This is a genomic window from Lysinibacillus sp. FSL R7-0073, from assembly GCF_038009065.1.
Lineage (GTDB): Bacteria > Bacillota > Bacilli > Bacillales_A > Planococcaceae > Lysinibacillus > Lysinibacillus fusiformis.
In genome coordinates this window covers 2039751-2061697 of the sequence record NZ_JBBPAS010000001.1, presented here as the reverse complement: position 1 = coordinate 2061697, position 21947 = coordinate 2039751, and the positions used below count along the sequence as shown (strand labels likewise).

Genomic DNA, 21947 nt, shown 5'->3' with positions numbered 1-21947 from the left:
ATTTAGATCGTTTCCTTATTAAAAAAAGAACCCGATATGCGGATTCTTTTCAAAAGGGAGCGATCATACAAGCTGAAAGAATACCCCTCTTTTCCTATTTGGCTCACTAGACAAGCAAGGAAATTCCCCTCTATTTATGATATTCTTGAAAATAAATAAGCTAGTATAGGGTAAATAACATTTCTTTATCCTCCCCACCTACATATTATAGGTTGTAGAAAGGGGGGATTTTCAATGGGTTACGGATACGGCGGAAATGTAGGTAATATGAACAATGGCGGCTGTTATTATGGCGGGTACAATGGCGGCAGCTATAACGGTTCATCTTTTGTATTAATCGTTGTTCTTTTCATTCTTTTAATTATCGTTGGCGCTAGTTTTATGAGTGGTGGATACTAATACTTCCCTTTAGCACCTAAAAATATCCCTTCAATATAATGAAAGGGTCACTTAAACCAGCCTAGTGATCCTTTTGCTTTTCAGAAAGGAGCGATTCGTTTTTGCAGCATTTTAAACCGAGCATCTTTATGAGAGTCATAAAAGGGTTCATTGGCTCTGCATTACTAACGATGGGTCTCATGTTCATCGTAATCACTGTTGACGACAAGCAATTCCTCGAAAATGTATTATTAAGAGTCATCGGCGTCAGCAGTATTTTTATAGGCATTCATTTATTACATAGACAATTTCATCCTCATTCATACAATAAACCAGGAACGCCTAAATAAAGGGTATCTGGTTTATTTTTACATTTATCCTAAAGGCAATAAATAGATCTGGTTTTTATTGCGAGATCGTTATGATGGTCTATAAAACCTAATTATCTTATCATATAAATAGTAATGTTAAGCGAAAACGTTTAACAAGGCACCTCCTGATTTGTTACTATGGGGCACTTTCAATGAGTGCCCCTCCCATTTTTCGGTCATTGAATACGCGAGATAAGAACGATCTACTTCATTCATTTGGTTAATCGTTATTAACATTGAAAGTAAGCATAATAATATTGTTTTGCCATAACTAAAAAAAGTGAACATAATCAGTTGTAAATATAGTAGGTTTTTTGTTTTTGAGTAAATCCTCATCGATATAAGCTTAGGAATTTTCCCAGAACCATCAATAATGAAGCACAATATAATAACAAAAAATCCCCTTATAAAACCAAAATATTCTATTAATTCGCTACCAAAAATGAAAGCGAAAATTGTAGCTATATTTACGAATACATACACTCCTAATATTATTTTGTGACTAGTGTTTAATTTATTATTGTTTTTCATTGTTTTTGTTCTTTATTTCCTTCTTCCATATATAAAACTAAATCTTTAATTTCCATTTTCTAATAGCTTCAGATAAAAATTTAAAGCCTGTGAATTTTAACTGTTCGTAAAAATTCACAGGCTTTTTAAGTAGAGATTGTTTTTTCCCAACCCCTTTTATTCTCTTTATTAATTTAATAAATATATTACTCTCTTTTTGCATCTAATCGCCGACGAAATACTAAAGCTGCAACAGCGAATATAATGAATGCTATTGTTGAAGCAGCTGTAACCATCAGTACCACATTTCCAATTGGAGATTTGAATAACAACGCGACCGAGATGATTAAAACGGCCCCAGTTATACCCATTCCCAAAATCGAGATTGCCAAAACCTTATGCATCTATTCACCTCACAGGTAATTGAAACAAGCTACCGCTCCGGCAATACCACCGGCACCAATAACTGCATATGCACCAATACATGCAGCACATATCGCAGCAGTCACTGGTGTCGGTGTTGCACACGAACCACCACACGCAACTGCAATAATATATGCCGCCGTAGCACCAATGCCAAGTACTGCACCAAGACAACTTGCCACTGCTCCTACACCCATCGCTTCCATAACTGGCTCCTCCGCAAGCATCTCTTCATCTGTAATATATGCAAGCTCAGTATCCACAGAATTACTAAGTGATCCATCCAAATACGTCTCAACTCGGAAGTTTCCTAAATCATTCTTGGTAACCAACATTTCATTTGTTTGTAATACAGTATTATCCTCATCGAAGAATACTGTTATATTACTAGGAAGGCTATAATCCCCATGCAAAGGAACTGTAACAACCGTAACTCCACCACCAACAGTGTACACACTCGAACCTTCCAAATCAAAAGCAGACACAGGAGCTACATTCTCAACTTCACCCTCCTTGACTGCTCGGAGCGTTGCATTTACCAATTCCTTAGCAAGTTTGCCAGAAACTACAACAACACTCGGAGAATCCTTAGCTTGCACGGACATATCTTGAGCTGGAGAAAAACCTAAACAAAAAATAGTAAAGATCATTAATACTGGCAAAATTATTTTTTTCGCCTTCGACATAATAAAACCTCCTATTTTTGGTATTTTGTTACACACTTTATTAATTCAACATCCAATTGGAATATCCCTTCTATAAAAAGTAATTTTTTACATTTAATCTTAAAAAGAATTATCTGTTGCTACTCTCAATCCTTAAAGATGATCGGTATCGCAGATTATTTTTTGCCAATCGCCACGTTAGAAAATATCTTCAACATAATTGGCGAGTCAATCAGATGATGAAGAAAAAAAGAGCGCAAACCAAGTTTATAGATTTTTTACATAAACAATTGAAAAATCGTCCTCTAGGTTGGTAGAAATAGCTTTCAACAGAACGTATATTCGTGTATAATTTTATTATACTAGCGAATGGAGGAAGAATATGAACTCAATAGATGTACTTGTATTAAATTTCAAGGAAGTGCGTAGACGTAGTATTAAGCTTTGGACGTCAATCCCTCAAGAAAAGTTACTTTGGAAGCCCGATAATGAAGCAATGTCTTGCATCGAGATGATACGACATGTGCTTGAAAGTGAACATTATTACCACCAGGCGATTAAAAATAAGGGTAGTCTAGCTAACTATGAATCACCATTTGAAAACCTTCCTTACACCACTGTAGAAGCCGAACTATTATTAGCAGCTCCCTATCGACTGGAATTTATGGAAACGGTTCAATCATTCGCTAATGAGGATTTGACAAGTATTCAAATTGACCGTTCAGATGTAGGATACATAAGAGATTTGGGAGATATGTTGCTGAGGATTGCCTACCATGAGTCAGTTCATACGGGGCAATTACTGGATTATTTACGAACAGCGCAAGTGACGATCCCGAATATTTGGGATTAATGATGAAAGGTGTATCACTAGTAGATACACCTTTTTTAAATGATCGTTAAAATATCAGTCGGTTCCTGTAACACATAATCTGCCTCTTCATACCCCTTCGTCGTTTTTGCCCCCCACAGGGCAAGGGCAAATTTCGCTCCTGCTTGTTTTGCGCATTGCAGATCATAAACCGAATCCCCAATATAAATAGCATCTTCAGGGGCTACCTGTAATAATTCCAGACAGGATAAAAGAGGCTCTGGGTGAGGTTTATGTTGCTCCGTATCACTGGCACTAATAATTTGCGTGAAATAATCACTCAACCCAAAAGGATTAAACTCATCTGTTACTTCTTGTCTTGTTTTCGATGTCACAATGCCGAGCTGTAATGGTTCACTTGCTAAAGATTGGATGACCGCTTCCAATTTGGGAAAGACCGAGACCTCCTGTGAAAAATCAAGAACAGCTGCAGACCATTTTTGATGAACCGTCTCTATATCATCAACGTTTAGCCGTTTTAATGTGTCCTTCCCAGGAATGCCTAGGGCAAACCGTAATTCATCCAAAGCATACTCTCTTTCTGTTTCCTCACGTAATGTCCTTTGCAGCGACTGTAATATCGCTTGTTCTGTATCCAAAATCGTCCCATCTACATCAAAAATTATCGCCTGTAGCATGACCATTCCACCTTCCCTATAAATGATTGTTGTTTACAAACATACATAATTGATGATACTTGTCCGCATCATAATCTTTCTGACCGCGTATATACTTCTCTTTTAAATTATAAAAACAAATTTCAAGATATTCCTTATTATGATGCTGCTTGAAAGGTGTTTTTGCCTCGACCGCCCCTAACTCCTCAAAATATTTATTCATCTTTTCAAATGTTCTAATTTGATAGCCTCGCTTCTTCATTTCACCAATGACCATTTCCGTATAAATAAACAAGTCTTCTTTAGGATATTCGTATATATAATTAATGAGTATATGCTTATCTTCCTTGGCAAATATACTGTTTAATTCTCGCCATTGTGAAAGTAGCTGCCCTTTTGGTAGAAATGCTATTAAATCCATATGCCATAATCTCATGCTCTCTCCCCTTTCTATTATTCATCCAATCATGTAAAATATTCCATATTAGTAAAACATAAATGGAGGTATATTACTATGGAAATAAAAATTGCCACACTTGATGCCATTCCACAAATCGAGGTGTTATACCAAGAGCTCTTTTTAGAAATGTCCATTCTACAACCTAAATATATCAGACCTACTAAACAAGATGTCAATTTTATTCGTTTTACAATTATCGAGGATGATTCCGATATTTTAATCGCTGAAAAAGATCATGAAATTGTAGGGTTTTTATTACTAAAGGAAATGACGACCCCTCGTTATACATGCATGGTCGAATACAAATACGCTTTTATTATTGATGTCATTGTTGGAAAGCGATATCAAAGTAAAGGGATTGGTACTGCCCTACTATTAGAAGCGAAAAAATGGGCTGATACTCGCAAATTGGACTATTTGGAGTTGAACGTTCTGTCTGGAAATAAAGGAGCTATAGCTTTATACGAAAGACTTGGGTTTAAGGATATGAATCATACGATGCGCTTTGAATTGTAGAGAACTCTCAAGCAATGTAGGATTAACATTTTTTACAAAAATTTTATTAATGATATTATTAAATTCCATTAAATCTTTCTGGGATTTAGATATATAAAAATAGACAAAGTCCCCTTAAAGACTTTGTCTATTGAGTGAGCTGATTTCAGCCAGTACCACTTGTCTATATTAATTTACTTTCTTTCAGTAAGTCATAAATAATCGTATCTTTTGTTTTGTGAATTCCTAATTTACCAATTTGTTTTAAAATAAATGGCGCATCAATATCTGTTAATTTTTTGCCATCTAGTAAGCGGGCAGTCGAAGCTAATAAAGTGCGAACATCAAAAGATGATGCAAATACTTCTGGAACTCCACGATCAATATTTAATAATTGATAGACTGCCTCCATCGCAGTTCTTACTGAATATTCAGTAGTAAAAACTGTATCTCTTGCGGTTTCACTAAAGTTGCCAATGAAGGCTAGATTAGCAGATCCTTTTGGCACAACTAGTGGACGATCCCCCATTGCTCTTGGCATGAAATAAGAGGTGATATAAGGCATATAGCATGGAATCGTATTACAAGAATTTTGTGCGATGTCTGGAATTTCATCAACTGGTACACCCATATGATATAACCACTCTTGTGCTATCTCAATACCTGAACATTCGGTAATGCTTTTTTTAATAAAATCACCTGGTTTATTTGATAGTAAACCATAAATCCAAACGACTAATTGGTCTTTTGGTTGATGTTTAAAGTGAGGTTGTCGATTTAACGTATAGCTTAGCATCCAATTAGAATCTGTTGCTGTGACAATACCTCCAGTTACTACTTTGCCTGCATACGGGTCCCGTTTACTAATTTTTTCAATATAAGGAGCCACACGATCGTCTAAAGTCGTTAGAGTGGCGGAAACAAACCAGCTTTCTTCTGGAAGATTATCACAGAATTTTTCTGGTCGTCCAAAGTCAGTATCTTGAGCGGCGATGTTTTTCCACAGTGACCAGCTTCCACCTAATTCTTTATTTACCGGGGCTGGTGTATAATTATCCCCGTATGTTGTACTCTCCGTGATACTACCATTTGTCACAAACACCAATTCATTTTCTGTTAGCTCAATATTCTTTTTCTCACCATTTTTTCTTAAAACTAATGTATGAGCTATTTTTTTGTCGCCCACTTTATCTACCAAAACATTCTCTACTACTGTATTATATTGAAAATCAACATCATGACTTTCTAAATATTTTATCATCGGTAGCACTAATGATTCATACTGGTTATATTTCGTAAATTTCAATGCTGATAGATCTGGTAATCCACCAATATGGTGAATGAAACGCATAATATAACGGCGCATTTCCATTGCTGAATGCCACTTTTCAAAGGCAAACATAGTAGACCAATACAGCCAAAAGTTCGATTCAAAAAACTCTTCTGAGAAAACATCTGTGATTTTTTTATCCTCTAACTTTTCCTCAGGCGTAAAGAATAACTTAATCATTTCCTCAGATGACTGATCCGATAAGGTGAACTTACCATCATCTTCAAGTCTTTGACCTCTATCTTTTATTAAACGACACTTTGAATAATTGGGGTCCTCTTTGTTTAACCAATAAAATTCATCTAAAACAGAAGCATTGTCTACTTCTAATGAAGGAATGGAACGGAATAAATCCCATAAGCATTCAAAATGATCTTCCATTTCTCGACCACCACGAATAATAAACCCTCTCGTCGGATTAAGTATGCCATCCAGACTACCTCCTGAAATATCTAACTCTTCGAGAATATGAATGTTCTCACCTTTCATTTGGCCATCACGAATTAAAAAACATGCTGCTGACAGCGAGGCTAGGCCCGAACCAATTAGATAAGCAGATTTTTCATCTACTCCCTCCGATTTTTTAGGACGTGCGAAAGCTTCATAGTTACCATTGCTGTAATACATATTACCGCCTCCATATTTATTATTCCAATATAGAATAACATGTATTGCCATAGAAATGGTAAAACGAGCGAATGATTAACAAAATATTCAAATTCAAAAGAAAGCCCTCTACTCGAAGCCCCCTATCATTGGACATGACAACTATTTGTATTTTTATAAGTGGATAATTAAGTATGAAAATTACGTTCCGTCCCTAGACCAATGACTTAAAAAGGAAAAAATAAATACATTAATTGGAACTTAAATTGCATAAATATTATATCAAAAAACCATTCATCACAAAATTTTGATTTTCCATAGTTAAAATTCCCTTTTATGTTTACCTAATTTTTCATTACCTCTTTTAAAATTGCCTGTCATTTTCGCTAATAGTAATTGAACTTCTATTGTCTGTTGTTCCGCTTCATGGATTTTTGCTAAAAGACGCTCAGCCTTTTTTTCCTTAACCACTTTAATTTGTTTCCCCTCATAATGAATAACGACAGTCCCTTTTTTGGTAATTTGATACGTAAATGGCTCCTCACTTAATCGATTTCGTTTATCAATTCCACTCACTTTGTTCAACTCCCGTCCTCATTATTGTCCACATCAATTAAAATTTTTTTGACGTATAGTTATATTCCACATCACCAACATCTGTATGTTTCTAAGGTTCTGCAGTAATACTAATAAAGATTAATTCGTTAGTAATGAAAGGGTAAAAGATGATTTTACATTTATTTTTAGTTTTTCTTATTCCATGGATTATCTGTCTCATGCATCTATACAAAAAAGATAAAATGTTGTTTTTTTTAGTGGCTCCATTTTTTAGCGTCGTTGCCTATCTCATGAATTCTCTCGGCTTTTATTTCGATTTTTGGGAGGTGCTACCTTTTCCCCAACAAAAAAGTTTTGCTACACTACCCTTTGATGTTGGCATATACCCTGTCTTATCCTGCTACTGTATATATTCCATAAAAAAAATGAACAAACCTTTTTTGGTTCTATTATTAATGACTTTGCTCACCACTTTTTTAGAAGGGATATTTGTTTTCTTTGATAGGGTCATATACCGAAACGGATGGAATATTTATTTTACCTTTTTCTCCTATTTGCTCCCTTATTTATTTTTATATGGGTATTATAGATTTTTACTGAAAATAAGTGTCCTCAAATAATCTTCAATTTTCCTTCAATATAGTTTTTATTTCTACTGAAGAGGCAATCAACTAGATATACTACTTGAACTCATCATATATATAGTAGTGTTAAGCTAAACTAGTTTAACAACCTCCTGATTTGTTACTTAGGGTCACTTCTAACCAAAGTGACCCTTCATATGTTTAATAGGACTTACATAAGTTAGTAGGAAGATTTAGTAAACTTAAAATTTACAATATATTGAAACATTTCCCTCTCTATTTCGTTTTCATGTTAAAAAGGAGGAAATGTTAATGATTAGTATGCTAAATGTAGGAAGCTTAGTCCTTGGATTCATAGCAATATTGTTACCCATTGCTATTCTTTCAGCTACTCCGAAACAAATCCAAAATTATAGATTAATGATAAGCATATTAAGTCTAAGTGCTTGTGCCATTTCGATAAGTTTCCAATTATTTTACAATTTTTATCTTGTGAAGATTGAGGATTGGAGTGCTCTTATGGATATCACAAGAAGTTCCGTACTGGCTGTCCTATTCTTATTAGTTAGTACGATCCTATTAAATATCCTCGTTCTTATTTTTAAACGAAATGAAGTATAAAACCGAATACCGTAGTAACTCTGTTATGGGGCTACTACGTGTTTCGTATTATTTTCCCTCTCTCACTTCTATAAATTCAAATAGTTTTTTATAAAAGGAGGTAGATGAATGTCAAAAATACCGATTTATATAAAGTTGCTAATTAGTATTGGGATGATTATTATCCTCATTTCGCTGTTTCTGTTAAAGGATCATCCCTATTATTTATGGCTAAGATGGACAGGCAATATCTTATTAATTGTCGGTATTGTACGGATTCCTTTTACGAAGGAAACTGATAAAAGACAAATCAATATTCGATAAATCCCTTGGACTTGCAGGGAAATTTCAACCTCCACGAACAGTCCCCTTCCATTTTGAAGGGCTGTTTGATTGAATAATTTGCTATACTATAGAAAAATATCACATTGGAATGAGTGATTACATGTTATTGTATATGTCCTGGAGCTATGTCATGAAGATTATAAAATAAGAAATGGGAAGGAGCGTGATAAAAAATTATAGAGGAGCTATGAAATGATGCAAATGAGACAAGCGACAAGTCATGACTATGATAGTATTTTAAAACTTTGGGAACAATCCGTATTAGCGACACATGATTTTCTAAAGCAAGAGGATTTACAGGCGATAAAGAAGGAAATCCCTTCATATTTCCCCCATCTTAATGTCCAGCTATGGTATATAGATACAGCTTTTATAGGGTTTTCAGCCATACAACATCAACATGTAGAAATGTTGTTTTTAAATCCTCATGAAATCGGAAAAGGATATGGCAAACAAATCATTCAACAACTTATCCAAAATTTTGATGTCCAATCGGTTGATGTTAATAAAGACAATGAATATGCGAAAATATTTTACGTAAAAAATGGATTTTCCATTATCGGTGAATCTCCAATGGATGGTCAAGGTCGTCCTTATCCCATACTCCATTTACAGCGATAGTCATTTTCGAGCAGAAGTAAACCTTCTGCTTTTTTATTTGCCTATCCTCCCCCTATTCTTATTGTTATTATTATAATAAGGGTATAAAATCAGATGAAAAAGAAGGTCTTTTGATGTTAGAAAAATTAAATGTATTTCTCCAGAAATACATTGCGATCTTAACACCATTAAGTTTAATTTTAGGTGTATTATTAGAAAGCATAGGACAAAGTTTATTATTCCTCGTATCATGGCTATTTGCATTCATGACATTTTCAGGAAGCTTACATATGAAATTTAAAGATGTAAAAATCTTTGTGAAGCATCCCGGACTTATTATCTTCTCCATTATTTTTCTTCACCTATTAATGCCGTTATGGGCGTATTTCTTATCCACTGTTATCTTTGACGACCATTTGTTAACGGTCGGCTTTGTTTTAGCGGTTGCACTTCCAACAGGCGTTACAAGTGTTATTTGGATCAATATTTGCAAAGGAAACTTACCGTTAGGCTTATCGATAATTTTAATCGATACGCTACTTTCTCCATTCATTCTCCCTTTAATTCTCTTCTTTGTATCGGGTGAAAAAATTGAATTAGACTTACTATCGCTTATACTTAACTTACTATTAATGATTGTCTTGCCGACGATTATAGGTATATTGGTGAATGAATGGTCAAAGGGAGAAATACCAAAGAAAATTGGAAAGAAGCTTGCGCCTTTTTCAAAGCTATGTTTATTTGCCGTCATTTTAATTAATAGCAGTGCAATCGCTCCATACTTGAAGGATTTTAATCTACACCTATTGTTCGTTATATTATTAGTGTTTCTGATTGCTGTATCAGGCTATGTTTTCGCCTTTTTCATAGGTCGCTATCTGTTAAAAGACTATTCAAATATGTCTACATTTGTCTATACTGGAGGTATGAGAAATATTGCTGTTGGGGTCATTGTTGCTACAACATACTTCCCAGGTAAAGTAGCAATGCCTGTCGTGTTTGGCATGTTATTTCAACAAGTGCTTGCTTCAATCTTTAGTAAAATGGTGATAAAAAGAACCGCTTTGATGGATGAAAATCAAGTTTCGCATTAGGACATGATCACAGCTATTTCTGTTTATGGAATAGGAGCTATTTTAGTTTTATTGGTGCCACTCCTCTTTTATTGCTTTTTTAGGCTGTCTAACCCTTAACAGAGCAAAGAAGAAGTGGAATGTATCGAGTTTCATTCGCCAATCTAATTTTCAGGGGTGATATTATGACTGTTAAGAGTAGGATTTTCATTTGTTTAATTAGCGGCTTAGCATTATTTTTATTAGGAGCCTATAAAATTTTTACCGATAACTTGGAAGCTATGTCCCTACTTGTAGCTTATATGTTCTTCGTTTGTGGATTCATAGGCTTTGTTTTTAGTATTGTATCGTTGTTTAGAACAGCTCGAAACTAGTGAATAGCCTCGATGAAATCAATGACTTTCTCCTTATACTTATAAAAAAATATGAATAGGATGGTGTGATCTAGATGATGTATGCTCCATTATTTGAACAGGACGTTCCAGCACTTCTTCTTCCTTAACGGTAGAAGCGCTTTTTCTCCGTTAAGGACATAGGTAACTATGAAAACGGAGGAAAAAACATGAGAAATAAAATAATCGGCGCCCTCTTTTTATCGCTTGCGGCGAGTATTTGGGGCGCAATGTATGTAGTTGTCAAAGTAGTGGTGGAGGTCGTGCCACCGTTAGAGCTTGTTTGGATTCGGTATGTGATTGCCGTCTTTGCACTTGGTTTGATTGGCATTATGATGAAACAATCTTGGAAAATTGCCAAAAAGGATTGGCTCCTTATTTTTCTTGTCGGTCTCATCGGGAATACGATTTCGATTGTTACCCAAGAAATAGGCACCATGCTTTCCACTGCTCAAATGGGTGCAATTATTACGGCTACAACACCTGCTTTTATGGTTGTCTTTGCACGTGTCATATTAAAGGAAGACATAACCGTCAAAAAATGCTTGTCTATTATCCTAGCAACGATTGGTGTTGGTGTAATTGTAGGCCATGGCGGAATTGATTTAACCCAACAATTAGGTGGACTCTACTTATTGCTTGCTGCAGTAACATGGGCATTGATGTCTGTCCTAGTCAAAAAATTTCCAAGTCATTACTCTCAAATTGTAGTGACAACCTATTCTTCTTTGATTGCCGTCATACTATTGACGCCTTTTGTCATTCCAAGGTTAAAAGAGATGGATCTATCCATTGTTGTGCAGCCAACAATCTCAGGTGGCTTACTATATTTAGGTATTGTTTCAACTGCTGGTGGTTTTTTATTGTGGAATAAAGGGCTTCAACTAATGAATGCTTCTAGTGGGGGCTTATTTTTCTTCTTTCAGCCTATTGTAGGCACATTATTAGGCTGGCTCCTTTTAGGGGAGACGATTGGTCTTTCATTTTGGTTGGGCTCGCTTTTCATTTTTAGCGGTGTATTTATAGTCATTCGAGAAGAGTAAAAGTATGTGCGTTTCTATCTTGTATAGAGGCGCACTTTTTTCTTGATCTAGCTACCGGCGGTTATGACGTTTTTTGTAGTCATGTTCCTATAGCTCGGCTCATATATTGCAACAGCCTAAAGGAGCTGATGATTTGATCACCTTTTTAGATTCCTTAAAGGAACTATCGTTTCTACTCATACTTATTTCTAGTATGGTGTATCGCAGACACCTTAAATTAACGAGATGGAAAAGAAAACTGACGATTGGTGAATGGACTATGTATATCGTTACTTCGACCGCACTTCCTGTTTATACCGTACTTTATATTGTTTTTCTTTTAGGAACATAATTTGTGGAAAAATAATCCTACTTATTCATAAAAACTATATAATTAGGTGGAAGACTTCATTTTAGGAGGGTTTTTTTATGTTTCAAACAGTAGAGCATTTTTTACAATCTTGGACATTTGAAGCTACTGCTACGCAAAATTTACTCCACCAGCTTACCGATGAATCACTTCATCAAGCAATAACTGCTGGACATTGGACTTTAGGACGTATAGCTTGGCATACTGTCACAGCTATTCGAATTATTTCTGCCAATACTGATCTAACATTCGAGGCACCAGCAGAGGATTTTCCTGTTCCCACTTCAGCTCAATTGATTGCAGATAGTTATCATCAAGCGAGTAATGCCTTTATCGATGCTGTAAAAACACAATGGACAGACCAGACCATGAATGAAACGATTGAATTTATTGGTCAATCCATCCCTAACGGTTCCCTGTTATTATTTTTATTGCAGCATCAAAGTCATCATCGTGGACAAATGACTGTGCTAATGCGTCAAGCCGGCTTAGCTGTTCCAGGCATTTATGGTCCCGCCAAAGAGGAATGGGCACAGTTCGGATTGCAAGCCCCCAAAATGTAAAAGAAGCTAGACAGACAACATTCAAAGTGAGGTTGCCCATTGAAGGACAACCTCTTTTTTGAGAGCTTATTTAAGAGTAGCTAACCAATTATTTGTGTCTGCAATGGTTGGGTTTGCTAAATAATGGCCACCTTCAATTTGCATGGTTTGACCTGTCATAAATTTCGATTCGTCCGAGGCTAAAAATACCACTGCGTGACCGATATCATCTGCTTCGCCATGGTATGGGAGGGCATTAAATTTAGAATAGATCGCTAGCATTTCATCTGGCATATTATTTTTTGCTGCTGGTGTTAAAATGAGACCTGGTGCGACCGCATTACAGCGAATTTTATCTTTGCCATATTGAGTGGCAATGTTCTTCGTCATATTTACCACTCCTGCCTTTGTAGCACCATAGGCTGTACGGATTTGATCACTAGCGAATGCAGCCATCGAAGCTGTGTTAATAATAGAGCCCCCACCTGCCTTTTGCATATGTGGAATTGCAAAACGACTTCCGAGTAAAATGGATTTTAAATTCACATTGACTAAACGATCCCATTCATCTAAGTCGATATTCACAACATCTAAATCCTTCTGCAAGTTTGTTAAACCAACATTGTTAAACAGTACTGTTAATGTGCCGTATTGTTCAACCGTGAAGTTCACCGCCGCTTCAATCGAAGAAGCATCCCCTGCATCAAGGAAAATCGCTGAAGCTTCGTAACCTTCTTTCCCTAAACAATGTGCCGCTTCTTGAGCACCATCTATATTGAAATCCGCAATAACAACCTTTGCGCCTTCCTTGGCTAATAAGGTAGCTGCAGATAAACCAATTCCTGATGCGCCACCTGTTACTAATGCTACTTTATTTTGTACACGATTCATATTTAATTCCTCCTTCTAACAAAAAAGAGCAACCAACTCTTTCTTTCCGTAAAGTAGTTTAACATTAAACTATTTATTCTTAAACTAAAAAGACAAGCTCATTGATTACCTGCGCCAACTCTTTTATGTTACTATTTACATATATTACATAAAGAGGTGTTCATATGGAAAATAATAAAGTGAATTGTAAAGCTTGTGGAAACGATGCCTTTGCGTCAGGACAAATTGGCAGTTTCACGAGTGAAGGAAATATACGGCCGTTCGGTTCAATTATGGCTACTGGATCTCCACTTATTTTAACGTTCTGCACAAAATGTGGGGAAGCTGCATCCATCAAAGTAGCTAAGCCAGAGAAATTTAAATAAGGTAGCGAATAGGTTAAAGACAAAAAAATGAGGTAGCGAATAGGTTAAAGACAAAAAAATGAGGTAATTGGTTATTTTTATCTGCTCATCGATAGACAGTGGATGGTGGAAGATCGATGAAGTGTTACAATGCGAAACACTTCATTCCTCCCCTTCTATGCAAAAAATAAATAATTATGCTATAATACATTGGAAAACCTCAAAGGGTCAACCAATTCTTGGCTGTAGCGAATAACCTCGCTACAGCTTTTTTATGTGATCGTTTACTTTATTAACACAGCCATTACGAGCCCTTTCCTAAGTAAACCGTTTTGAAAAAAATAAAACGAGAGCATCCTTTCAAAAGAAATGAAAGTTGCTCCCGTTTTTATGTTCCCTTATTATTTTTCTTCCCCCATTGATACGGCTTTTTTGACCAATTCCACAGCAGAATAAAGAGATATATGATGACCATCGTGATTATCATCATTGTTACGTTTTCGCCCCATGTAATAGATGATTGTTTCCTCCATTGATTGATCGTTCTTACAATGAAGTAGATAATTGGATAAAGAAAATAACTTAATTGAGCTCGTTTCATGATTCAAACATTGACGTAAGCTTCATGATAGTTTTCCAATTACGAACCGTTGCGGGCACTTCGAGCTTGGGCAATTGTTGGCTAAGTTTGGCGTTGCGGATGCTATTGTAAAATAAAAGATAGACCTCTCTGCCAATGATGACACAACGCTCTTGATCATTTTCATATGATAAGTACTTATCACGATTTTCTTTTGTAGGGGCAGCAGGTAATAAGGCAACATGTAGGCTTTCCCCCATTGCTGTGGCACTTGCTTCAGCGATGTCTTGCGGTGAAAATGGGCAATTGTTGACGATATGCTGAAATTCCTCAGCGGTTCTAATGATGACTGTACTTGTAATATCAAAGTTTATTTGGATTGTTTCATGAATTTGCTTCTGCAAAACTTCCTCTGATTCGGTCGATTGAAAAAGAATATTTCCACTTTGAATATAGGTACGAATGTTTTGCAATCCTAGCGGTATTAGAGCTTCCCTTAAGTCAGCCATTTTTATTTTATTATGTCCACCTACATTAATCCCTCTCAGTAATGCTACATAGTTAATCATACACTGCCACCTTTCTCCCTAATCTCATTATAACAACAATAATTAGGGAATAATAGGAAAAAACTGCACCTAGGAAGTCCCCGTGCAGTTTAATCATTATGCTAGACGCTCAATGTCCTTTATTAAACGCTCCACATTTTCTTTTTTTGTCGCCCAGCTTGTACAAAAGCGAACAACCGTATGTGTTTCATCGAATGATTCCCAAACAGAGAATGAATATTTTTCGCCTAATGTCTTAAGTAAATCATTCGGCAAAATCGGGAATTGCTGATTGGTTTTCGAATCATAGCGTAATGCAAAGCCTTTATTGATAAATGCTTGCTGAATAAGCATTGCCATCTCTACCGCATGTTGGGCAATATCCAAATAAAGATGATCCTCCAATAATGTTTCAAACTGAAGACCTAGTAATCTGCCTTTTGCAAGCAGCCCACCTCTTTGTTTGATCATATAGCGAAAATCTCGTTGATAGGCAGGATTCACGATTACGACCGCTTCGCCGAATAGTGCACCCATTTTTGTACCACCTATATAAAATACATCGCAAAGCTGAGCGATATCTGCTAAAGATAAATCATTATCCTGTGCTACTAAACCATAGCCTAAACGGGCACCATCTAGAAACAATGGCAATCCACAATCCCGGCAAACTTTACTTAATGCAGTTAATTCAGCTTTACTATAGGTTGTTCCATTTTCTGTTGGATGTGATATGTACACTAAGCCTGGCTGTACCATATGTTCATGTGTGCCATCATGCCAGTGCGCGTCATAGCATGCTTTAACCTGTGCGGCCGTTATTTTGCCATCATCACTAGGCAAAGTAAGCACTTTATGACCGGTCGCTTCAATTGCCCCCGTCTCATGGACAGCAATATGGCCTGTAGTTGCAGCAATAACACCTTGATGAGGACGTAGGATGGAGGAGATCACAGTTGTATTCGTCTGCGTGCCACCAACTAAAAAATGAACGTCTGCCTGTTCAGCCGCTATCGTTTTTTTGATATACGCTCTAGCTCTTTCCGAATGCTCATCCATCCCATAACCAGGTGATTGCTCCTCATTGGTTTCCACTAATTTTTTCAAAATTTGCGGATGGGCGCCTTCTGCATAATCATTTTCAAATCGTATCATATCTTTTCCCTCCAAATTCTCTCTGTATCTAAACCTTATTTTACAACCTTATGATGGTAATAATCTATGGTTAGTTAGTCGGAAGGGCTTATTTAGCTTTGGACGCTGCTTACAGAAAGATCCATTTTGACATTTTTTAACATTTGGCCAAGGAATTTTGCTGTGACCTTTTGGATTGAACTTTTATTAGCACAGCCTATTGCTCGGTTTGCGATGAAAAAACTACATCAAAGACAGTCCATTCAAGCACATCAATCTTAAATATGAATTTGCCTAATGATAATTGTTTATCATTAGGCTTTTTTTATCCTCTTCCATTCAACTCATTGATCAATCCCCTGAAGGACCACATGACGAATCATTAGTTGTTGAACTATAGTCAGCACAATGATGGTTCTCCTGAATAGTAGTAGGCGAATGATGACCATTGAAATCGTTTGTTGAATGTAGATCATGTGTCAGCTCATTGGATTCGTTTGATTTTTTGCTAACATTACTGATAATGCTGACGACTACGATGATGCCTATAAACATAATAAAAAATCCCATTTTTTCCAACCCCCTCTTTCAATACAAAGATTATAACATTGTGTTTACAAAAAAAAGTGATGGTTCTTAATATATGTAGAATTCGCCAATACATCTTAAGAGGAAAGGTCGTTTTAGGAACCATTCCGAATGAAAATGAAATGTCTCTATGTTATTTTATGTCATGATTCTATCCATCTTTTGTAGCTTTAGTTTACGTATGATGAAATGACGGTCAAAAATAATACCACAATCGAATGGATTGTGGTGTGTGAATTATGATTGAGATTTACGTGATGATGATTCGTTCGAACAATGAGTATCGTTTGAATTTTTCTTTTGTTCTTTTGTTAAAGCATTATCTTCACGCACATCTAAATCATCTGGACTTAAATCTGTCGCTAATTCCGCCAACTCTGACTGACGTTTATATTGCTTGCCCTTTGTCAAAATGATCACCTCCAAGTAATATTACATTGCCCTAATTGGTTTGATCTCATTCTTGGAAAGGTATGAAATAATCATTTCTAGCTATGCTAATTGAGGTACAAGCTGGTTCAAAAGATGGTGATATGCTTGTAAATCTTGCTCATATATTTTTTTATAGGTCGCTAGGCTATGCTGCTTTATATAATTAAAATCCTCTTCACATACGAAGTGATGTTTGCGATTGAGAGCCCAAGCATTTTCCCATGCTGTTTGCTCAAATTGAATATTCATGTCATGTTCTTCCAGCAACATAGATAACAGATGCTCATGAAGATAAATTTCCTGTAAGGTATGTTGTTTTTTCATTGTAAAAATTTCAATGGTACGCGGAAGCGATGACTGTAATGCTTCACGATCCACCGCATGACCCAGTTCATGTAAGGTCATTGTTTTTACATACACTTCAAGTGAAGGTGGATATTGCAGCTCATTCTTTGCCTCGATTAAACGTTCAGCATCAAAACCTACATAATCCCCAATAAAGTTATAACTCATATTAACTCCTGAATGGTCCTGCTTTATAGTCATCGTCATGCCAACAGCCTGCACAACGGAGTTGATGATTTCATATAGATCTTTCTCTTTAAGTTGTTTGGTCATGAACCGTCCTCATTTCCTCTGCAAACATTCTCATGTAACTATAATAGAAGCGGATTAAATATATACTACAATTCATATAAATTCAACAAATTCATCCTATTGATATAGAGGAAATGCTCAACAAAAAAGGCGCTTGTAGTAAAAACTACAAACGCCCCGTGTGTGAAGGGTTTTATCTTATTTTTAAAGTTATTAGCGATTATTGTTATTTTGGCGATTTTGGTTACCGTTGGTGTGGGTGCTATTACTACGCTGTTTGCTGCGAGCCTCGCCGCCTTTGCGACCTATTTCTTCATAAAAATCCTCGCCGTGGTTGTCAGCTGTAGCTTCTCCACCCTTTTGACCAATCTCTTGATAAAATTCATGTCCATGATTTTTAGACGTAGCCTCGCCACCCTTACGTCCTATTTCTTCATAAAAATCACGATCATGATTTCTGGAGGTAGCTTCTCCGCCTTTACGTCCCGCTTCTTCGACAGTCATGTTTTCATTGTTGTTTCTGTTGCGATTGTTTTGCTTGTTAGCCATTTTCTATTCCTCCTAATTTTTTTTGAGCTATTGACTAGCTCGCTATTTATATTCCCAGCTTCATCCTATCTAAACATCCTTTTTTTCAAAAAATGATTTTTCTATAGTAGTAGAACCTTTCAATCCTAGCGCTCATCAGGCTTTGAGCAATCATATAAATTTACTCATTTCAATATAATACTAATCTATAACATTGTAATTTTTTGAAGGAAGGGTGATGTGAAAATGACGATTTTGACAAAGCCATCTATTGGCTTAACACAATTTACGGACTTCACGATGAAGGGAAGTGCCGCCAAGACGAAGTTTGTGAAAGATATTAAATATCAGGGGGATTATCATCCAATTAAGGATTATTGGAAAGCATTACGCGAGGGGTTAAAAAAATACCATGAGCATCATTTTAATGACTCCTACCTTCTCGATATTGTAGACAATGCCCTCCCTGCTCGTCAGAAAAATTATCAAGAAGCTATAAAATCTTACTTAAAATTTTTTAAAAACAAAAATGTGCAGTGGTTTGAACCGGGTAAATCTAATTGGGTTTGTGATGACCTTATCGTGCGTTCAAACCCAGAGCTTGGATTAATCATCGATGATATCCCCTACCTTATAAAACTATATTTCAAAGGAAAAAATGAACGTATTGATAAACATAAATGTCGATCTGCCCTGACGCTCCTAAAGGATTCTCACTATTCCGTTGAACATCCCGATTCTGTTAAGCATGCCATTTTAAATGTTCAAAAAGGTCGCTTAATTACTGAGGATGAGTCAACCGAGTATCACCAACTAGCTCTTGAAGCGGATGCAGCACAATTTATGTTTATTTGGAATAGGCTTTAATCCATTCAAGTGAACCAACTATATTTGAATAGAGAATTTTTTATTCTAATCGCATGGAAGCATTAGCACACTCTCCTTCTCCTGACGAAACTAGTTCAGCCATGACAAAAGGGCATTCCATATAGGATAATAAGGGATGGCGTTGAAATTAGATAAAAAGGAAGTGCTTCTATGAATGCAGAAATGGTGATGCAGGAGCTGGAGGAGCTAGGTAAAGAACGTACGAAGAAAATGTATATGTCGAATGGGGCACATGAACCAGTTTTTGGCGTGGCAACTGGAGCGATGAAGCCAATTGCTAAAAAAATTAAAATCAATCAAGCTTTAGCAGAAGAGCTTTATGCTACTGGCAATTATGATGCTATGTACTTTGCGGGTATCATTGCCGATCCAAAAATGATGACGGCGGCTGACTTTGATCGATGGATGGATTCTGCCTACTTTTATATGCTATCTGATTATGTAGTGGCAGTCACTTTAGCGGAATCCCCTATAGCACAAGAGGTGGCAGATGCATGGATTGCAAGTGGTGAGGAACTGAAAATGTCAGCGGGCTGGAGCTGCTATTGTTGGCTTTTAGGAAATCGAAAAGATAGCGAGTTTTCTGAGAGCAAATTAGCGAGCATGCTAGATGTCGTGAATAAAACGATTCACACTGCACCCGAACGAACAAAATCTGCGATGAATAATTTCCTTTACACAGTCGCTATTTCTTATGTACCCCTTCACGAAAAAGCAGTGGCAACAGCACAGACAGTCGGTCCTGTGGAAATGAAGCGTGACAATAAAAAAAGCACGACACTGAATGCCTATGAAAATATTCAAAAGGAACTCAATCGAGGGAAGCTCGGTTTTAAACGTAAATATGTAAGATGTTAATGAATCATACTAAAAGGCATTGATCCAATATGGATGAATGCCTTTTTAAATAAAAAAATATTGCTTTTCACTATTTTTTTATTGATTATCGATAAATTTTGTTTTAGAATCAATTTACCAATGATGAATGAGGTGCTTTTATGAAACGACAACAAGGAACAACCTTTTTCTTAAAGATTGTTCTTATTTTAATGGCTATCCCCGTTTGTGCTGTCGGGATAATTTGGTTACCAGGTATGGTTCAAAGAGATGCTGCGGCACATCCCGAGACCGCCTATTTGTCCTATCTTTTTTTCATCTATACCTATACACTTTGTATTCCCTACCTTATGGCTTTATATCAAGCGTATCGCCTATTAACAAATATCGATCAGAACAAGGCCTTCTCAGATTCTTCTGTTCGTGTGCTAAAAAAGATCAAACAGTGTGCAATGACCATCGTTCTCTTCCTACTAACTGGTATTACACTGTCTATGATACTTTTTTATGGTAAAGAAGATATGACTGGAATTATTATGATGGCACTGATTAGTATATTTGTATCCAGTACCATAGCAATCTTTGCAGCTGTCCTTCATCGTCTATTACAAAAAACAGTGGAGTTGCAATCTGAAAATGAATTAACCGTTTAAAACAAGTTGGCACCAACAATTGATTTGTTAGTGCCTTCCATTTTGTGCATGTAACAGCTTCATTGTCATTCACTACTAATTTACTATAAAAACATTCCAAATTTTACTTTTTTATAGTATAATAATTACATATTTTGATAATAGGAGGATACATATGAAAAAACTGGTCTTATTTTTAGCGATGATGACACTCTTCTTCACTACTACCTCGATTGCTGACGCGCATCCAGGGCGTCTAGATAAAAATGGTGGCCATAATTGTTCAGAGAAGTCAAAGGCAAAAGGTCTTTGTACAGGCTACCATTATCATAATGGGAATGGGGGTGGGGGTTCGTCCTCAGGTGGTCAAAGCAACTATACACAGCCCACTACAGCAATACAAGCACCAGCATTGACAAAAGTAGCCGTTTATTTGAATAATGTAAAACAAAGTTATACGCCAAGCGCCTACATGAAAAATAGTACAACATTGGTACCGATGAAACCGATTTTTGAAGCACTTGGTGCAACAGTTTCTTATGATAGTGCTACTAAAAAAGTAACTGCGACGAAGAACAGCAAGAAAATTGTCATCGGCGTTGGTAACAAAACGGCTTATGTTGATGCCAATGGAACGACATCTACCATTAGCCTCAGTCACCCTGCTGAAGTTTATCAAGGAACAACAATGGTACCTTTACGTTTTGTAAGTCAAGCACTTGGCGCAGAGGTAACATTTGATGAAGCCAAATTAACGGTCTATATTACAACAAAATAATGGACAAGCAAAAAGCAGCTTCCCCTGAAGGATGCTGCTTTTTTAGTGTTGTTTTAACTCAAACTGATATTTTTTATTAATTTTATTAGCAATTTTCTCTAAAAATGCAGCAACTGTCATATTTTCTACTTCATTTGTATACCATGCCAGTTTAGCGCCATAATTTTTCTTATTATAATTTACTTCTAATGGCCAGAAGTTTTTAGTCTTATAAGTATAATCAAATTTTACATATAGTTGCTTTCCATCTGGACACTCCATGACCACGTTATATAACGGATTTTTTCGTTCCTGCTCAAATTTTACTTTTCTTATTTTTGTTAACATCCTAACCCCCGCCTCTCTTCTATTTATTTCG

General features: G+C 36.3%; 31 protein-coding genes. 17 read left to right on the top strand and 14 right to left on the bottom strand.

Annotation, left to right across the window (positions count from 1 at the left end; all coding sequences use genetic code 11):
- Positions 1-234 precede the first annotated feature (234 nt).
- Entirely contained in the window at positions 235-399 is a 165-nt protein-coding gene (locus tag MKY88_RS10035; protein WP_340813529.1) for a YjcZ family sporulation protein, read from the top strand.
- A 101-nt stretch (positions 400-500) separates the two neighbouring features.
- Positions 501-728 carry a hypothetical protein gene (locus tag MKY88_RS10030; RefSeq protein WP_328205081.1) on the top strand — a complete coding sequence of 76 codons (228 nt, stop codon included), beginning with the start codon at positions 501-503 and terminating at the stop codon, positions 726-728.
- 737 nt (positions 729-1465) lie between these two features.
- On the opposite strand, the gene MKY88_RS10025 is transcribed toward MKY88_RS10030, so the two are convergent.
- Both MKY88_RS10025 and MKY88_RS10020 read right to left on the bottom strand, forming a co-directional pair.
- Positions 1466-1663 (bottom strand): hypothetical protein, encoded by a 198-nt coding sequence (locus MKY88_RS10025; RefSeq protein ID WP_031419964.1) that lies wholly within the window; start codon positions 1661-1663, stop codon positions 1466-1468.
- A 9-nt stretch (positions 1664-1672) separates the two neighbouring features.
- Complete coding sequence (locus MKY88_RS10020; protein ID WP_051889636.1) at positions 1673-2368, bottom strand: hypothetical protein; 696 nt, start codon at positions 2366-2368, stop codon at positions 1673-1675.
- A gap of 361 nt (positions 2369-2729) precedes the next feature.
- On the opposite strand from MKY88_RS10020, the gene MKY88_RS10015 reads away from it, so the two are divergent.
- On the top strand, positions 2730-3200 hold the full coding sequence (locus MKY88_RS10015; protein WP_193831743.1) for a DinB family protein: 471 nt from the start codon (positions 2730-2732) through the stop codon (positions 3198-3200).
- A 35-nt stretch (positions 3201-3235) separates the two neighbouring features.
- On the opposite strand, the gene MKY88_RS10010 is transcribed toward MKY88_RS10015, so the two are convergent.
- On the bottom strand, positions 3236-3856 hold the full coding sequence (locus tag MKY88_RS10010; RefSeq protein ID WP_328205087.1) for an HAD family hydrolase: 621 nt from the start codon (positions 3854-3856) through the stop codon (positions 3236-3238).
- 16 nt (positions 3857-3872) lie between these two features.
- Positions 3873-4271 (bottom strand): pyrimidine dimer DNA glycosylase/endonuclease V, encoded by a 399-nt coding sequence (locus tag MKY88_RS10005; RefSeq protein ID WP_328205091.1) that lies wholly within the window; start codon positions 4269-4271, stop codon positions 3873-3875.
- Between the two features lie 78 nt (positions 4272-4349).
- Between MKY88_RS10005 and MKY88_RS10000 the strand changes: the two genes are divergently transcribed.
- Positions 4350-4811: a GNAT family N-acetyltransferase gene (locus MKY88_RS10000; protein ID WP_258268523.1), complete on the top strand. Its 462-nt coding sequence runs from the start codon at positions 4350-4352 to the stop codon at positions 4809-4811.
- 163 nt (positions 4812-4974) lie between these two features.
- On the opposite strand, the gene MKY88_RS09995 is transcribed toward MKY88_RS10000, so the two are convergent.
- Together MKY88_RS09995 and MKY88_RS09990 are read right to left on the bottom strand one after the other, a co-directional pair.
- Positions 4975-6747 carry an oleate hydratase gene (locus tag MKY88_RS09995; protein WP_328205094.1) on the bottom strand — a complete coding sequence of 591 codons (1773 nt, stop codon included), beginning with the start codon at positions 6745-6747 and terminating at the stop codon, positions 4975-4977.
- 300 nt (positions 6748-7047) lie between these two features.
- Positions 7048-7302 carry a hypothetical protein gene (locus MKY88_RS09990; protein ID WP_340813522.1) on the bottom strand — a complete coding sequence of 85 codons (255 nt, stop codon included), beginning with the start codon at positions 7300-7302 and terminating at the stop codon, positions 7048-7050.
- A 149-nt stretch (positions 7303-7451) separates the two neighbouring features.
- Here MKY88_RS09990 and MKY88_RS09985 point away from each other — a divergent pair, with 149 nt between their 5' ends.
- The 8 genes from MKY88_RS09985 (at position 7452) to MKY88_RS09950 (ending at position 12833) form a co-directional block, all read left to right on the top strand.
- Positions 7452-7904 (top strand): CBO0543 family protein, encoded by a 453-nt coding sequence (locus MKY88_RS09985; protein WP_309138010.1) that lies wholly within the window; start codon positions 7452-7454, stop codon positions 7902-7904.
- 276 nt (positions 7905-8180) lie between these two features.
- The gene (locus MKY88_RS09980) at positions 8181-8489 is read left to right on the top strand and encodes a hypothetical protein (RefSeq protein WP_258268521.1); all 309 of its coding nucleotides are present in this window, start codon (positions 8181-8183) and stop codon (positions 8487-8489) included.
- 108 nt (positions 8490-8597) lie between these two features.
- The gene (locus MKY88_RS09975) at positions 8598-8792 is read left to right on the top strand and encodes a hypothetical protein (protein WP_258268520.1); all 195 of its coding nucleotides are present in this window, start codon (positions 8598-8600) and stop codon (positions 8790-8792) included.
- A gap of 216 nt (positions 8793-9008) precedes the next feature.
- A complete protein-coding gene (locus MKY88_RS09970; protein ID WP_340814814.1) occupies positions 9009-9434 on the top strand; it encodes a GNAT family N-acetyltransferase in 426 nt (141 codons plus the stop codon).
- A 113-nt stretch (positions 9435-9547) separates the two neighbouring features.
- Complete coding sequence (locus MKY88_RS09965) at positions 9548-10507, top strand: bile acid:sodium symporter family protein (protein ID WP_258268519.1); 960 nt, start codon at positions 9548-9550, stop codon at positions 10505-10507.
- Positions 10508-11048: 541 nt separating this feature from the next.
- Entirely contained in the window at positions 11049-11921 is an 873-nt protein-coding gene (locus tag MKY88_RS09960; RefSeq protein WP_340813520.1) for a DMT family transporter, read from the top strand.
- A gap of 133 nt (positions 11922-12054) precedes the next feature.
- Entirely contained in the window at positions 12055-12252 is a 198-nt protein-coding gene (locus tag MKY88_RS09955) for a hypothetical protein (RefSeq protein ID WP_328205103.1), read from the top strand.
- Positions 12253-12329: 77 nt separating this feature from the next.
- Positions 12330-12833 carry a DinB family protein gene (locus MKY88_RS09950; RefSeq protein ID WP_328205105.1) on the top strand — a complete coding sequence of 168 codons (504 nt, stop codon included), beginning with the start codon at positions 12330-12332 and terminating at the stop codon, positions 12831-12833.
- Between the two features lie 66 nt (positions 12834-12899).
- Here MKY88_RS09950 and MKY88_RS09945 read toward each other — a convergent pair whose 3' ends face one another.
- A complete protein-coding gene (locus MKY88_RS09945; RefSeq protein ID WP_328205107.1) occupies positions 12900-13703 on the bottom strand; it encodes an SDR family NAD(P)-dependent oxidoreductase in 804 nt (267 codons plus the stop codon).
- A 164-nt stretch (positions 13704-13867) separates the two neighbouring features.
- Here MKY88_RS09945 and MKY88_RS09940 point away from each other — a divergent pair, with 164 nt between their 5' ends.
- Positions 13868-14068: a hypothetical protein gene (locus tag MKY88_RS09940; RefSeq protein ID WP_258268514.1), complete on the top strand. Its 201-nt coding sequence runs from the start codon at positions 13868-13870 to the stop codon at positions 14066-14068.
- Between the two features lie 576 nt (positions 14069-14644).
- Here MKY88_RS09940 and MKY88_RS09935 read toward each other — a convergent pair.
- The 6 genes from MKY88_RS09935 to MKY88_RS09910 form a co-directional block, all read right to left on the bottom strand.
- Entirely contained in the window at positions 14645-15196 is a 552-nt protein-coding gene (locus MKY88_RS09935; protein WP_328205110.1) for a DUF1697 domain-containing protein, read from the bottom strand.
- 96 nt (positions 15197-15292) lie between these two features.
- Positions 15293-16330, bottom strand: coding sequence for a threonine aldolase family protein (locus MKY88_RS09930; protein ID WP_258268511.1), 1038 nt, complete (start codon positions 16328-16330; stop codon positions 15293-15295).
- 330 nt (positions 16331-16660) lie between these two features.
- A complete protein-coding gene (locus MKY88_RS09925) occupies positions 16661-16879 on the bottom strand; it encodes a hypothetical protein (protein WP_258268510.1) in 219 nt (72 codons plus the stop codon).
- 255 nt (positions 16880-17134) lie between these two features.
- A complete protein-coding gene (locus tag MKY88_RS09920) occupies positions 17135-17317 on the bottom strand; it encodes a hypothetical protein (protein WP_230584799.1) in 183 nt (60 codons plus the stop codon).
- A 72-nt stretch (positions 17318-17389) separates the two neighbouring features.
- Positions 17390-17947: an integrase gene (locus tag MKY88_RS09915; RefSeq protein WP_328205119.1), complete on the bottom strand. Its 558-nt coding sequence runs from the start codon at positions 17945-17947 to the stop codon at positions 17390-17392.
- Between the two features lie 192 nt (positions 17948-18139).
- On the bottom strand, positions 18140-18475 hold the full coding sequence (locus MKY88_RS09910; protein ID WP_258268508.1) for a KGG domain-containing protein: 336 nt from the start codon (positions 18473-18475) through the stop codon (positions 18140-18142).
- A 225-nt stretch (positions 18476-18700) separates the two neighbouring features.
- Here MKY88_RS09910 and MKY88_RS09905 point away from each other — a divergent pair, with 225 nt between their 5' ends.
- The 4 genes from MKY88_RS09905 to MKY88_RS09890 all read left to right on the top strand — a co-directional run bounded on the left by MKY88_RS09905 (position 18701) and on the right by MKY88_RS09890 (position 21589).
- Positions 18701-19321 carry a hypothetical protein gene (locus MKY88_RS09905; RefSeq protein WP_258268507.1) on the top strand — a complete coding sequence of 207 codons (621 nt, stop codon included), beginning with the start codon at positions 18701-18703 and terminating at the stop codon, positions 19319-19321.
- 171 nt (positions 19322-19492) lie between these two features.
- Positions 19493-20200: a DNA alkylation repair protein gene (locus MKY88_RS09900; RefSeq protein ID WP_340813517.1), complete on the top strand. Its 708-nt coding sequence runs from the start codon at positions 19493-19495 to the stop codon at positions 20198-20200.
- 140 nt (positions 20201-20340) lie between these two features.
- Positions 20341-20832 (top strand): DUF2975 domain-containing protein, encoded by a 492-nt coding sequence (locus MKY88_RS09895; RefSeq protein ID WP_258268505.1) that lies wholly within the window; start codon positions 20341-20343, stop codon positions 20830-20832.
- 154 nt (positions 20833-20986) lie between these two features.
- Positions 20987-21589: a copper amine oxidase N-terminal domain-containing protein gene (locus tag MKY88_RS09890; RefSeq protein WP_258268504.1), complete on the top strand. Its 603-nt coding sequence runs from the start codon at positions 20987-20989 to the stop codon at positions 21587-21589.
- 42 nt (positions 21590-21631) lie between these two features.
- Here the strand turns inward: MKY88_RS09890 and MKY88_RS09885 are convergent, their stop codons facing one another.
- Positions 21632-21916 (bottom strand): hypothetical protein, encoded by a 285-nt coding sequence (locus MKY88_RS09885; RefSeq protein WP_193831723.1) that lies wholly within the window; start codon positions 21914-21916, stop codon positions 21632-21634.
- Between the last annotated feature and the right edge of the window lie 31 nt (positions 21917-21947).

Excerpts from the sequence above, each read along its gene's own strand:
- MKY88_RS09945 (WP_328205107.1), bottom strand. The coding sequence starts at position 13,703 with ATGAATCGTGTACAAAATAAAGTAGCATTAGTAACAGGTGGCGCATCA.
- MKY88_RS09905 (WP_258268507.1), top strand. The coding sequence starts at position 18,701 with ATGACGATTTTGACAAAGCCATCTATTGGCTTAACACAATTTACGGAC.
- MKY88_RS09915 (WP_328205119.1), bottom strand. The coding sequence starts at position 17,947 with ATGACCAAACAACTTAAAGAGAAAGATCTATATGAAATCATCAACTCC.
- MKY88_RS09995 (WP_328205094.1), bottom strand. The coding sequence starts at position 6,747 with ATGTATTACAGCAATGGTAACTATGAAGCTTTCGCACGTCCTAAAAAA.
- MKY88_RS10015 (WP_193831743.1), top strand. The coding sequence starts at position 2,730 with ATGAACTCAATAGATGTACTTGTATTAAATTTCAAGGAAGTGCGTAGA.
- MKY88_RS10025 (WP_031419964.1), bottom strand. The coding sequence starts at position 1,663 with ATGCATAAGGTTTTGGCAATCTCGATTTTGGGAATGGGTATAACTGGG.
- MKY88_RS09985 (WP_309138010.1), top strand. The coding sequence starts at position 7,452 with ATGATTTTACATTTATTTTTAGTTTTTCTTATTCCATGGATTATCTGT.
- MKY88_RS10010 (WP_328205087.1), bottom strand. The coding sequence starts at position 3,856 with ATGCTACAGGCGATAATTTTTGATGTAGATGGGACGATTTTGGATACA.
- MKY88_RS09935 (WP_328205110.1), bottom strand. The coding sequence starts at position 15,196 with ATGATTAACTATGTAGCATTACTGAGAGGGATTAATGTAGGTGGACAT.
- MKY88_RS10035 (WP_340813529.1), top strand. The coding sequence starts at position 235 with ATGGGTTACGGATACGGCGGAAATGTAGGTAATATGAACAATGGCGGC.
- MKY88_RS09885 (WP_193831723.1), bottom strand. The coding sequence starts at position 21,916 with ATGTTAACAAAAATAAGAAAAGTAAAATTTGAGCAGGAACGAAAAAAT.
- MKY88_RS09980 (WP_258268521.1), top strand. The coding sequence starts at position 8,181 with ATGATTAGTATGCTAAATGTAGGAAGCTTAGTCCTTGGATTCATAGCA.
- MKY88_RS09965 (WP_258268519.1), top strand. The coding sequence starts at position 9,548 with ATGTTAGAAAAATTAAATGTATTTCTCCAGAAATACATTGCGATCTTA.
- MKY88_RS09970 (WP_340814814.1), top strand. The coding sequence starts at position 9,009 with ATGCAAATGAGACAAGCGACAAGTCATGACTATGATAGTATTTTAAAA.
- MKY88_RS09925 (WP_258268510.1), bottom strand. The coding sequence starts at position 16,879 with ATGGGATTTTTTATTATGTTTATAGGCATCATCGTAGTCGTCAGCATT.
- MKY88_RS09930 (WP_258268511.1), bottom strand. The coding sequence starts at position 16,330 with ATGATACGATTTGAAAATGATTATGCAGAAGGCGCCCATCCGCAAATT.
- MKY88_RS09910 (WP_258268508.1), bottom strand. The coding sequence starts at position 18,475 with ATGGCTAACAAGCAAAACAATCGCAACAGAAACAACAATGAAAACATG.
- MKY88_RS09975 (WP_258268520.1), top strand. The coding sequence starts at position 8,598 with ATGTCAAAAATACCGATTTATATAAAGTTGCTAATTAGTATTGGGATG.
- MKY88_RS09950 (WP_328205105.1), top strand. The coding sequence starts at position 12,330 with ATGTTTCAAACAGTAGAGCATTTTTTACAATCTTGGACATTTGAAGCT.
- MKY88_RS09890 (WP_258268504.1), top strand. The coding sequence starts at position 20,987 with ATGAAAAAACTGGTCTTATTTTTAGCGATGATGACACTCTTCTTCACT.
- MKY88_RS10020 (WP_051889636.1), bottom strand. The coding sequence starts at position 2,368 with ATGTCGAAGGCGAAAAAAATAATTTTGCCAGTATTAATGATCTTTACT.
- MKY88_RS09960 (WP_340813520.1), top strand. The coding sequence starts at position 11,049 with ATGAGAAATAAAATAATCGGCGCCCTCTTTTTATCGCTTGCGGCGAGT.
- MKY88_RS09895 (WP_258268505.1), top strand. The coding sequence starts at position 20,341 with ATGAAACGACAACAAGGAACAACCTTTTTCTTAAAGATTGTTCTTATT.
- MKY88_RS09940 (WP_258268514.1), top strand. The coding sequence starts at position 13,868 with ATGGAAAATAATAAAGTGAATTGTAAAGCTTGTGGAAACGATGCCTTT.
- MKY88_RS10005 (WP_328205091.1), bottom strand. The coding sequence starts at position 4,271 with ATGAGATTATGGCATATGGATTTAATAGCATTTCTACCAAAAGGGCAG.
- MKY88_RS10000 (WP_258268523.1), top strand. The coding sequence starts at position 4,350 with ATGGAAATAAAAATTGCCACACTTGATGCCATTCCACAAATCGAGGTG.
- MKY88_RS09900 (WP_340813517.1), top strand. The coding sequence starts at position 19,493 with ATGAATGCAGAAATGGTGATGCAGGAGCTGGAGGAGCTAGGTAAAGAA.